This is a genomic window from Cohnella soli, assembly GCF_042655525.1.
Classification (GTDB): Bacteria; Bacillota; Bacilli; order Paenibacillales; family Paenibacillaceae; genus Cohnella; species Cohnella soli.
This window is the reverse complement of sequence record NZ_JBHSMI010000062.1, coordinates 1-11,348: the sequence shown is the minus strand read 5'-3', so window position 1 is coordinate 11,348 and position 11,348 is coordinate 1. Positions and strand designations below refer to the sequence as shown.

Sequence of the window (11,348 nt, the reverse complement as noted above, 5' to 3'; positions counted from 1 at the left end):
CCGATTTCTGCGTTATTCCGATGGTATGAACTTCCAATCCGAAAACTAAAAACCCTCAATTTCTCACTCGTGTGAGTTGAGGGTTTTACCGATTAATGATCTCGAAATTTATTTACTTGATCCATTGGAAGTTCAAGCGACTCGGCGACTTGTTCAGGAGTGAAGCCTTTGCTTAGCAGCTTTCGTATAATAAAGATTCTCTCCTCTTCCTTGCCTTTCGCCATGCCCTCTTCGATGCCTTCCTCGTAACCCCAACGTTTCCAAGCCGGCATCAGTTCCATAATCGCATCCCCTTCCTCTGGATATTGCTCCCGTAATTCCTTCAAAATAACCTCGTCTTGTTCCTGATCCGGAACAAAATACGTGTCCGCTACGGACATAATAAGTGCGATTCGCGCATCGTCAAATTTCTTCTTCAACTTTAGAATCATCCGTAAATAAGCCGCTCGCAATTCTTTTCTCTCCGTATCATTATAGCCCATTTTCGCTAACAGCGCAGTAGCCACAGGATTGTCGGAATCGACAAAAGTCCTCCAATTCATTCGTTTTAACTCAACTTTCAAAAATCGGAACTGCACAAATTTCATGGCCGGGAATCGACATGGCGAGCGAGTCCGGCTCATCTCGAGCGCTATCCCCTGTAAAAATGGCAATCGGTATGATCAAGCGATGCTCCTTGCGATGTCGTTCAAATAGACGGCTGAAATAAATAAACATTCGTTCATGAAACTCATGCTGCCGGTACGATTGCGGTTCCATATGTACAAGAACATAAGCATCCAACTGCTTAAATCGGGTTTCCAGCAGCAAGTCCTAAGTTCTCGTCTCTTTACCGATCACATCTACCAGCAGCTCCTGCATCAGCAGCCTCGTATGGCTATAATCGAGAAGCACATCCAACTCTGGGAAAAATTTCTGCTTTCCTGATCATCCAAACCTAATCCCCCTTTGACAACGGCCACCAAAAGCAAAACGCCGCTTGCTCCCACATTGGGAGGCAAGCGGCGCGTGCTTCGCGACCGATATTCTTATTCCTATTTACTTAAGAATGACAAGCAGAACAGGCAATCGCCTTCCATACGCAAGTGACCGTAGTACACATTACAAATATGGAAGCCTTCGTGATACAGCCGGGCCAGATTATCGTAGCCCTCACCGACGGCCGAAGACGATTCCGCGGCAACCTGCGAGGAGTCTCCCTTGGCGGCAGCCGGTTCTTCCGCCGCTTCCTGGATCGGGGAGAATGCAGGCTCCGATTCCCGCTTCAGCACTTTGCGCAATTGTTGATTCTCTATGCGCAGTCGCTGATTCTCTTCCAGCAGTTCCTTGATCTTCAGCTTGAGATGCCCGAAGTCGGAATGAACGTTTCCTAGATGCGATTCGAGCTCATCCATGCGAAGGAAAATATCTTTCATGAACAACAATCCACCTCAAGGCATCCGATTACTTATTTCAAGACGACATCGTCAAACGGCAATTCCTTCACTTTACCCACTTCGAACAACTGTACGTGAACGCTCCGGCTTCCGAGATTGATGCCGACGACTTTGCCTTCGCCCATCGATGTGATGACCGTTTTGCCGACGGCCGGCAATTCTTCCTTCGCGCTCTCGTAATTGTCATGCTCATACTTCAAGCAGCACATCAGCCGACCGCACAAGCCCGAGATCTTCGTCGGGTTCAGCGATAAGTTCTGATCTTTGGCCATCTTGATGGATACAGGTTCGAAGTCTCCGAGCCACGAAGAGCAGCATAACACGCGGCCGCATGGACCGATGCCGCCAAGCATCTTCGCTTCATCCCTCACGCCAATCTGCCGCAATTCGATGCGGGTACGGAACACGCCCGCTAAGTCCTTCACCAATTCCCGAAAATCGACGCGGCCTTCAGCCGTAAAATAAAAGATGATTTTGTTCCGGTCGAACGTGTATTCCACGTCCACGAGCTTCATCCTCAGCGCGTGGTCCTTAATTTTCTGCAGTCCAACGGTGAAAGCGCTCTTCGCGGCGCTACGGTTCTCTTCGACCGCCTTCGCATCGGGGTCGCCCGCCACGCGAATGACTTTCTTCAGCGGAAGAACGACATCCGATTCGCCTACCGTCTTCGGGCCTACGACGACTTTGCCGTATTCGACGCCTCGCGCCGTCTCCACGATGACATGCTGATCTTTGGACACCGGATGCTCGGCGGGATCGAAATAATAGATCTTGCCCGCTTTCTTGAAGCGGACTCCCACCACATCGTACAAATCTACCCCTCCCGCGCATTCACCAGAAATTGCTCTAGCGCCAGCTGCGGCGCTACGTGAGCCTTGATGCGCCTTGCCGCCGTAAGAGCCGATTCCATTACCGTGACCCACGACTGGATGTGCCGGCCCCAGGCCGCCTTCGCGATCCAATCTGCCTGATCAGGGAACACCATCTGGTTCTGACGACCGGTCATGACGTAAATCATATCTCTATACCACAAAGCTAACAACTGTAGCAAAATTTCGACATGTTCCGAGAGTTCGGTTTTGAACACTTGCTGCTGGGCTTGTATCAACCCCGCGGCGAACCGGTCCGGACTCTCCTTGCCTAATTGTATCACTACGTTTCGGATATCTGCAAACCAATTCTCTTCTACCAATTTGCGACTGGAATGGAGACCTGCTGCCAGATTCACCGCCGCGCGGGCGAGAAGCGGAGATTTGCCCTCCTGTACGAGCGCCTTCTCCAATGCTTCCCGGTCGCCCGGCACGAACGCCACGAGCTGTGTTCTCGACAATATCGTCGGAAGCACCGCTTGTGCGCTCGGAGCAAGCAGGATCGCCACGACAGGAGATGGCGGTTCCTCCAGAAACTTGAGCAAGCTGTTGCTCGCCTGCACCGTCATCGTCTCCGCGCTTTCGATCACGTACACTTTATATCCCGCTCCGACGCTGCGATAGGATAGTTCCTTCTGCAACGTGCGGACTTGTTCGATTTTAACCGCCGCCCCGTCCGGCGAAACGACGTGAAGGTCCGGATGGTTACCGTGTTCGACTTTGCGGCACTCGAGGCATTCACCGCAAGCGTCGCTGCCGCCTCGTTCGCAGAACAAGGCTTGCGCGAACGCCATTGCCATCTCCATCCGCCCCGAGCCCGCCGGCCCGGCGAACAAATACGCGTGCGCGATCCGGCGGGTCGATAGCGCATTCTGGAGCAGTGCCTTTGCCCGGTGTTGTCCGATAATTTGTTGAAAACCCATAATGGTACTCCTTAAAGAGGTTGCACTTAGAAAACCAGGTTGATCAGCATGCCGCGAATTTCCCCGACCTTCTGCAGCAAGTCCAGACGCCCTTCCTCGCTATGAAGCAGTTCCTCGCCCATACCGATCAACATCGCGTCTACTTCCTCGAGCAACTTATATCTTTTGCCGCGACCTCTCCGGTCCCAGCCTCTTGTTTCCTTAAGTGCAATGCCCCGCTTGACCGTGTCTTCCAGGAAGCCCTTAACCATCTGCCGATAAAGTACAAGCTCCCTTACGGTCATGGAACGGGTTAGACGATCCCCTTGAAGCCGAATATCTTCCAGCTTGCGCTGAAGCTCCTCATGCGTCCGCTGCTCTTCTTGCTGCTGCATGAAATCGCCGAAATTTTGCGCCTGTGCCGGACGGGCAAGCGTCTCTCCCCGTTGCACCGCCTTGCTCATCGGATAAAATCCGGGTTGAATTTTCACGATTGCTCACCGCCCGACATCATTTTAGAAATGTTCAAACCGTTCGACCGGTAGGACGAATACGGCCGCGCCGCCCACCTGTACTTCGACCGGGAACGGAATATACGAATCTGCCGCACCGCTGACAGGCGATACCGGGGTCACAAGCTGATCGCGAACTTTGCAATTCGCGCGAATGACGTCGAGCGCGCTCTGAATGCGATCGTCCTCGATCCCGATCAGGAACGTCGTATTGCCTGCGCGGAGGAATCCGCCGGTACTGGCCAACTTCGTCGCACGAAACCCTTCTTTGATCAACGCATTGGACAGTCGATTGCTGTCCTTATCTTGAATGACGGCAATAAGAAGTTTCATCGAAATCAGGCCTCCTCGATTTGGGATACTGGGGGTCTGCCTACTTATTAATAATTGGACACGCTTACGCGAAAATCCTCTTTCTACTCTTTTTTCAACAATTTCTTCTTTAATATCGCCCAAGCGACTTCTTCGAGCGTATCCGGTTCTACATGAGCGTCCAATACTTTGATTCGATCCGGGAACATTTCGACAACCTCCCGATAGCCTTCACGCACCAGCTTGTGGAAGTTCATACCTTCCAGATCAAGCCGGTTCACTTCGCGCTGCTCGTTAGCTGCAATTCTATCCAGCCCAGCCGCAGGATCGATATCCAAGTAAAGCGTAAGATCCGGCATGCAATCTTCTGTCGCAAACCGATTGATCTCCCACACTTTCTGAATGCCAAGCCCGCGCGCATGGCCTTGGTAAGCCAAGCTACTATCCACAAATCTATCGCAAATGACCACTTTGCCTTGCTCAATTGCAGGCATGACGACTTCAACCAAGTGTTGTCTCCGCGCCGAGGCATATAACAATGCTTCCGTGCGAGGGTCCATTTTTGTGTTGTTGCGATCGAGAATGATTTTGCGAATGGATTCCGCAATAGGCACTCCGCCTGGTTCGCGCGTTCTAATTGTTCTTCTACCCGTTTCCTGATAAATCTTCTGATCCAGGCGTGTAATCAGCGTCGTCTTGCCCGCTCCATCGCCGCCTTCGATCGTAATAAACATCCCGCTCCCGCCGTTCACTACCGCTTTCCCCTTTCGACAAGCCTCGCGAGCCCGTAAGCCGCAGCCGTCACCATGCTTATTACCATCATATCAAAGGCTACATTAAACATAAACAAATGCTTGCCCAAATCCGCTTCCCCGTCGCCGATGAGCGGGATGACGAACGAGAACGCTCCGGCCAAGGCGACAACGGCTAGCGTCTCTGCACCGAGCCGAATGCGGCGCGACGCAGTTGTTCCCCAGACAACAGCCAGCGCTGCTACATACACCGCGAACAGCCCGATGTACGCCGCAGCTTTCGTCGGCATATGAGTCACCTTCCAAGCGCTCCATGTGCTGTATGTGTGTGTAAGCGCGCCCGGCGGTTTGCCTGCAGACGGATCGAAGTTGCCCAGATACGAAGGCCGAATGAACATGGCATTCGCCGCTGCCCGGTCAAGCTTCTGCATGAATCTGGAGGGATGCCTCGCATAATAAAGCGCGACATCCTTCGGACCCAGCTTCTCCAACACTTCCGCGCGCAAGATGGGATCCTTTTGCGGGATGGCCGTATCGCTCTGAAAATAATTCGTACCGGCGAGCACTGCATACTTCTCCGGAATGCCAAGCTCCTTCATATCCTCGGATACGTGCGGCGAGTCCTTCAACACGCCGAAGAAGATCGATTGGTACAGGTTCGTATGACGAAGCCGGTCCGGCGCCGCTATTAACATCACCGCAGAGACAAGGACAAGAATCGCGGCCCCGACTCGCGCATGGCGCTTCCAGACGCCGTCGTCGGCTCGTAGTCCCGCCATCCTCCATGCTAGCAGCGCGAAGACGACGCCAAGCGGGGCATTCTGGATTTTCGACGTGGCAACAGCCAGAGCGGCTGTGATAAACAGCCACAGCAGCTTACGTGACGGTTGATCTGTCGTTGCGATCGCTATTGCCGCTGCGACCATGAGCAGCATGCCGACAAGTGCATAGGGCTCACCGAAGAACGATTGAAAATAAGCCAGATAGCCAATATCGGCGAATACGAACAGCAGGCTTGCTGCCAGCACGATTGCGACAAACAGTGACGCTCTCCTCGAATCCGCCTTTGGCGCACGCCTGACAAACAGCGTGACAGCCCATACGAACAGAATCGTATAAAGGGCGCCGAGCACCCTGATGTCGAAAACATGGACGTCGATGATTCTGCCAATGAACCCGGCGAGCGCCACGAGCAGCACATGTGTAGAGACGTAGCTGCCAATACCGAAATCGCCGTAACCGAAGCTCTGATAGGCGTAACGGAAATACAACATGTCCCGCGAATCGTTCGGGTGCAGCGGCATGATCCCCGTACTTGCGAAGACGCGACCGAAATCGCCGTTGTCCGCCATGCCGACGATGGGCGGGAGCATAATTAAGCTTATGATGAGTGCAACCGCCATGACACCGGTTACCCATGCTACCAGTACACGCATATCTTTTTTCCATATTTCATCAAGCATACCCTTGAGTCTCCCTTACCTTTCAATTGGCGCGAACTTCGATCGTAAGCAGCCGTGAATCTTGCGCGCCTTGTATTTTCGCTCCTTCTTGCCGCCACTTGAGCAAGGCTCGAATCGTTTTTACCGTAATCTGTTCCCCCGGATACAGGACGGGAATGCCCGGAGGGTAAGGTATAACCCATTCTGCAGCTGTGCGCCCTTCGCTCCGTTCCAACGCAATCGACTCGGACGAGTAAATCTCCCTGTCGAACTTTACCGGTTCCGGCACGTTAGGATTCGGATCGACGGCTATGGCTGGCGGCACGGAGTGCAACAGACTGTGTTCGACATGAGAGGGCGCAGACAACGCCTTCAAAGCTTCCAGCAGCTTGAATCCGTCGGCGCTTGTCGATCCCGTACCGAATGCCAGTACGACGTATCGATCATCCGCCATTTCCGCTAGACATAATCGCTCGGCCAACTCGTCTCGCAGTTGAAAACCGTTCAACCGCCCGCTCGCATCGAACAATACAAGCTTGAGCGGATCGTACGTTATGCCTTCTGTCGCATACGGACCGTATCCGAGCGCCCGGAAGTTCGTTCCCTCCAGCTCTTCAACGACAAGCGCTACAGCGCTTAAAGCTTCGGCGAACGCCGCCTCCCCGCCCGCTTGAACTTCCCGTCTTGCCAAGTCGAGCGAAGCCATCACCGGATAGGAAGGGCTGGAGCTTTGAATCATCGTCAGCGCTTCTCGGATTGCCCCCCTCGGCAGCCGTTCACCCTGCATATGAAGCATCGCTCCCATGGTCATTGCCGACAGCATTTTGTGCGTCGATTGGACGACGAGATCCGCGCCGGAACGCAGCGCCGACTCTGGCAAATCGGAATGAAAACCGAAATGAGCGCCATGCGCTTCATCTACGAGGACTGGAACATTCGTTCGGTGAGCAATTTCGATGAGCGGCTGTAAGCGTGTCGCCATCCCATAGTAATTGGGTGTGGACAGAATAACGGCTTTGGCCTCGACTCCGTATCGATCCAGCGCTTGCGCCAGCAACTCCACGCTCGGCATCGTCGCGAGCCCCGATAGGCGTTCGATCTCCGGCTGCAGCAATATGGCCCGTGCTCCTGCCAGCATGAGCCCGTGTATAATCGATTTATGTACGTTGCGTTGTAAGATCACGAGATCGCCGGGGCGGCACATACCCAGAATCATCGCCAAATTGCCCGCCGTGCTCCCGCCGACCAGGAAACGCGTCTCTTCCGCTCCGAAACATGCAGCAGCCAACGCCTGCGCCTCGGCAATCACGCCCTCCGGATGATGCAAGTCGTCCGTATCGGACAGCTCCGTCACGTCGAGCGGCAGCAGAGCGCGATAAAATGATGACGCCCCTTCATCGTAAGCCCGCTGTTTGTGCCCAGGCACGTGAAAAGCCGCACCTCCGCGCGCAGCATGAGCTGCCAATGCTTCGAATAACGGTGCTTTTTCGGAATAGGGTTTCAATCGCATATGCCTCCAAATCGAATAAGTCCCATTATAGCAAAAAAAGGAACAACGTTTCCGTTGCCCCTCATTCCCTCTTACCGCTCAGAGTGACTATCAAACATGAAACTTCACCCATAACCGTCTCATTCTGCGCACGAAAAACGGATATTTCTCGTCTTCTGTCTCCGTCTTTACCATCTCGCTCTCGCATGAAGAACATATGAATTCGGTAACAATCGTCATTCCTTCATCTTTCGGCTCCCCGCAAACCATGCAGGTGCGGCGTTCATTCTCGCTCATGAACATCCCCGCCTTTTCCTATTGTTAGCTCTAGTATGCCCGAATTCTATGAAAATAAACGTATATATCAAGTTAACACAAAGCTTTTTCCTAACATTATAGCCTTCGCCCGCCGATAGTATTGAACAGAACCCGCTTTTTTAGGGAGGACACGCAATCGTGACGGATACGCAAGCCAGCCGCGAAGCCACTTTCTATCATTATACGTTAATACGCAAAATTGCGCTTCGGCCGGAAAGCAAATACAGCTACATGTTAACCGCCCTGTTCGCAGGGGGATTTCTCTATTTGATCTACGAGTGGACCGGATTGATCTATGCCGTGGTCGGTGCCGTTCTGATGCTTCTCGTGCACGCGCTCGTGCTTCGCATGACGTTAAGACGCGTAGACAAGCTTTCCGAGAAACGATGGACGTTTCGCCGCGATTGGCCCTGGTTCGGTCCGCTGCCTATTATGGATACCCAGCTTCGGCTTTTCCGACGACTGCACTTTCATCTGGCTCTCGTCGGGTGCTGCGTAGCAGGATTATTCTATCCTTGGGCCCACTCTTCGCTCGTCATCGCAATGGTGTATTGGCACGTCTGGCTGTTGACGCCTCGAATTCAACTGCTACATAAACTGCGCAAAGAAAAAGGAGATGGCGTTATCCGTCTCGAATCGCGAGAGGTGTCATATTATCATCAATAAAAAAACAACTTGCACCCGCGAGGCTGCATGTTGTTTTTTTGTTGTTCTGCGCTGTTAAATTAAAGCAATTGCTAGCAGCGTAAACAACGACAACGCCACGATATCGAATCCGGGCGTAAATCCGCCCCCGAACCAGCCCGATATGCGTGCGTCTCCCGACGTTCTCAGATAAACATTATCCCAATCCAGGTCTACGATCACGCCCTCGAAACAGCCGCAGCGCGTATGAATTCGGACTCTCCGATTCATATGTCCCCTACACAAATGGTACATTTCCTCCATATTAATTGTCCTCCCGTTTTTTATATTTCTGCACACCGACATATTATGAGAAATATACCTTCACGGATTGGACGGGTATCCTGCCTGTCATATTTGTTTGTTTGCTGCGTGGTTGGGGCGGTTCAGAAGGCTGAAGCCCTACGCTTCCTTCGGCTGTCCGTTCATCCGAAATTCAGTTGGCGTCAGGCCGGTCGTTTTCTTAAACTGGTGGCTGAAGTAGTGGATGCTCGTGAAACCGAGCCGCTCCGACAACGCATCCAGCTTCTCTCCTTGAAGCAGAGCACGCTTGGCCAGTTTGATCCGCTCTGCGATAATGTACTGCTTCGGTAGCAGGCCGATCTCTTCCTTGAATAGCTTCGAGAAATGGATCGGGTGGTAGCCGCACAGCGCCGCAAGCTCCGATACGGCCCAGTTGCGACTAGGCTGTTCCTGCATCGCATGGACCGCAGGATCGATACGCCCTCGTTGCGTGCCTGATGTCCTGGAATCGGCAATCTGTCGCACGATCAACGTAAGCGCCTGCATCATTAGCGAGCGCATGACAACCGTATACCCCGGTTTCTCCATCTCGTATTCCTTAACAATTCTAGCGAACAATAGTTCAATGCCCGAGACGACCATGACAGGCGGCAGTGAGATTTCATTGCAGTCTGGGATCGCAATCTTTGGTGCTTCCCGCGATTCGCCAAGTTGATTCCGGTCCAATTGCTGAATATAAAAGGCCGGGTGCACCGGCATCGAAGAAGAACTCTTCCAATGAAAATGAATGCTATAGTATTCCGTTCCTGCGGAAGCGCTTAGCCCATACGGCTGTTCCGGCCCATAGAAGACGCATTCGCCGGCTCCAATCGCATATGTTGCAGATCCGATACACAGCTCGGCGCGTCCCGATACGACATAGACGATCTGGCAGTCTGGAATGATCCGTATGCCCCAGTCTACGGGCGTCTGCGTGATCGCACGGCTAGCGAAGTTGACCGTTGGCAATAAATCTTCCAAGTAACGTACCGTCATGCCAGCCCTCTTTTCCGCTGTTGCAAACCTGAATGCACTGACGCGAAATACTTAGAAAAACGCAAGCAGTTATTGGATTTCGAGAAATACACAACTTCCCCAAAGCGATATGATTATGCCAACAACTTCATTATAACAAAACAAGGAGAGTGCAACATTATGCTGACAGCGGAGCAAATTGCGGAGTTTGACGAGAATGGATTTCTTAAAGGAGATATTATTCTGAACGATGAGCAGGTTGAACTTCTACGGAATGAGCTTGACGATGTGCTAGCAGGTAAAACGACCAAGAAACCGGTGCTCAGTCACAATTTGTTAGACTCCGGAGAAGAAAACGATAATGGCGAATCCCCTTACGACGGTATGAAAATGAGCGTAAACGAGAAGGTCGTGCAAGTCGTCAACATCTGGATGGCGAGCGATGCCTTCTATCAGCATGCTTGTAATAAACAAATGACAGAAGAGATCGCTCAACTGAGCAGAACCGACACGCTGCGTATTTGGCACGATCAAGTGCAATACAAACCTCCGGTGACCGGCGGACCGACGGCATGGCATCAGGATCATCCTCTCTGGCCAATTATCCAGCCAGCGGATCTGATCAGCGCATGGGTTGCACTCGACGACGCGGTTATTGAGAACGGCTGCATGTGGATGGTGCCGGGGAGCCACAAGTGGGGTAACCATCAGAAACATTTGGCAAGTGACAAAGGATTCATGCCTTACCATCGTCATCCCGAGCTGCTGCCTGAGGGTGCTGAGATTAAAGCCGTTCCTTTTGAGATCAAGAAAGGCCAGGTCGGTTACCATCACAGCTTAACTTGGCACGGCAGCCCAAACAACCGCTCGCAGATGAAGCGTCGCGCCATCGCCGTTCATTATATGCCTGGCCACACAACTTACGAGCCTGCTGACGGGCATGTCATGCTCAAGTACGTCACCGTCAACAAAGGAGATATTATGCAAGGCAGCCACTTCCCAGTCGTTTACTCGACCGTTGGTGCACGTTAAAAGAGATAGGCGCCGCAGCTGCCAGCCAGCGAGCTGGCGCCATCTTCTCGCTTCATGGAAAAATCCAGTTAGTTGGTCTCTTTCATGCCAAGGACGAGCACGTTAATGGATATATACAGTTATTTCGGGGGTACAGACGGCTAAACCCGCTTAATCGGCGATTTGTAATGGACTTTTCCACGAAGACATTTTGCGCGTGTTCGAACATCCTTCCAACGAGAAAACCGTGTTTACGTACGTTCAAGTAGAGTAGAGAACTGAAATTTCATTGGGGGGGCGGAAGCCCTCCTTCTACTTTTTCAGCTCCCCCTTCATCAAACCGGACGTGAGGTTTTCCCTCATC

14 protein-coding genes are annotated in these 11,348 nt (G+C 52.5%); 2 read left to right on the top strand and 12 right to left on the bottom strand.

Features of this window, described 5'->3' with window-relative positions; genetic code table 11:
• Positions 1 to 92: 92 nt before the first annotated feature.
• The 10 genes from ACFPOF_RS28835 to ACFPOF_RS28790 form a co-directional block, all read right to left on the bottom strand.
• Positions 93 to 542, bottom strand: a complete 450-nt coding sequence (locus ACFPOF_RS28835; protein ID WP_378138845.1) for an RpnC/YadD family protein — start codon at positions 540 to 542, stop codon at positions 93 to 95.
• A gap of 492 nt (positions 543 to 1,034) precedes the next feature.
• On the bottom strand, positions 1,035 to 1,415 hold the full coding sequence (locus ACFPOF_RS28830) for an initiation-control protein YabA (protein WP_378138844.1): 381 nt from the start codon (positions 1,413 to 1,415) through the stop codon (positions 1,035 to 1,037).
• Between the two features lie 32 nt (positions 1,416 to 1,447).
• Positions 1,448 to 2,248 carry a PSP1 domain-containing protein gene (locus ACFPOF_RS28825; RefSeq protein ID WP_378138843.1) on the bottom strand — a complete coding sequence of 267 codons (801 nt, stop codon included), beginning with the start codon at positions 2,246 to 2,248 and terminating at the stop codon, positions 1,448 to 1,450.
• A 2-nt stretch (positions 2,249 to 2,250) separates the two neighbouring features.
• Complete coding sequence (gene holB / locus ACFPOF_RS28820; RefSeq protein WP_378138842.1) at positions 2,251 to 3,228, bottom strand: DNA polymerase III subunit delta'; 978 nt, start codon at positions 3,226 to 3,228, stop codon at positions 2,251 to 2,253.
• Between the two features lie 26 nt (positions 3,229 to 3,254).
• Entirely contained in the window at positions 3,255 to 3,698 is a 444-nt protein-coding gene (locus tag ACFPOF_RS28815; RefSeq protein WP_378138841.1) for a YaaR family protein, read from the bottom strand.
• 24 nt (positions 3,699 to 3,722) lie between these two features.
• Positions 3,723 to 4,052: a cyclic-di-AMP receptor gene (locus ACFPOF_RS28810; RefSeq protein WP_115995932.1), complete on the bottom strand. Its 330-nt coding sequence runs from the start codon at positions 4,050 to 4,052 to the stop codon at positions 3,723 to 3,725.
• An 83-nt stretch (positions 4,053 to 4,135) separates the two neighbouring features.
• Complete coding sequence (tmk, locus tag ACFPOF_RS28805) at positions 4,136 to 4,765, bottom strand: dTMP kinase (protein WP_378139014.1); 630 nt, start codon at positions 4,763 to 4,765, stop codon at positions 4,136 to 4,138.
• A 17-nt stretch (positions 4,766 to 4,782) separates the two neighbouring features.
• Positions 4,783 to 6,246 (bottom strand): glycan biosynthesis hexose transferase WsfD, encoded by a 1,464-nt coding sequence (gene wsfD, locus ACFPOF_RS28800; protein ID WP_378138840.1) that lies wholly within the window; start codon positions 6,244 to 6,246, stop codon positions 4,783 to 4,785.
• 22 nt (positions 6,247 to 6,268) lie between these two features.
• Positions 6,269 to 7,735 carry an aminotransferase class I/II-fold pyridoxal phosphate-dependent enzyme gene (locus tag ACFPOF_RS28795; RefSeq protein ID WP_465251474.1) on the bottom strand — a complete coding sequence of 489 codons (1,467 nt, stop codon included), beginning with the start codon at positions 7,733 to 7,735 and terminating at the stop codon, positions 6,269 to 6,271.
• Positions 7,736 to 7,825: 90 nt separating this feature from the next.
• Complete coding sequence (locus tag ACFPOF_RS28790; protein ID WP_378138838.1) at positions 7,826 to 8,011, bottom strand: sigma factor G inhibitor Gin; 186 nt, start codon at positions 8,009 to 8,011, stop codon at positions 7,826 to 7,828.
• A 159-nt stretch (positions 8,012 to 8,170) separates the two neighbouring features.
• Between ACFPOF_RS28790 and ACFPOF_RS28785 the strand changes: the two genes are divergently transcribed.
• On the top strand, positions 8,171 to 8,698 hold the full coding sequence (locus ACFPOF_RS28785; protein WP_378138837.1) for a transposase: 528 nt from the start codon (positions 8,171 to 8,173) through the stop codon (positions 8,696 to 8,698).
• A 54-nt stretch (positions 8,699 to 8,752) separates the two neighbouring features.
• Here ACFPOF_RS28785 and ACFPOF_RS28780 read toward each other — a convergent pair whose 3' ends face one another.
• Together ACFPOF_RS28780 and ACFPOF_RS28775 are read right to left on the bottom strand one after the other, a co-directional pair.
• Positions 8,753 to 8,980, bottom strand: a complete 228-nt coding sequence (locus ACFPOF_RS28780) for a hypothetical protein (protein WP_378138836.1) — start codon at positions 8,978 to 8,980, stop codon at positions 8,753 to 8,755.
• Positions 8,981 to 9,118: 138 nt separating this feature from the next.
• Complete coding sequence (locus ACFPOF_RS28775; RefSeq protein WP_378138835.1) at positions 9,119 to 9,994, bottom strand: AraC family transcriptional regulator; 876 nt, start codon at positions 9,992 to 9,994, stop codon at positions 9,119 to 9,121.
• Between the two features lie 159 nt (positions 9,995 to 10,153).
• Between ACFPOF_RS28775 and ACFPOF_RS28770 the strand changes: the two genes are divergently transcribed.
• The gene (locus tag ACFPOF_RS28770; protein WP_378138834.1) at positions 10,154 to 11,005 is read left to right on the top strand and encodes a phytanoyl-CoA dioxygenase family protein; all 852 of its coding nucleotides are present in this window, start codon (positions 10,154 to 10,156) and stop codon (positions 11,003 to 11,005) included.
• Positions 11,006 to 11,348 lie beyond the last annotated feature (343 nt).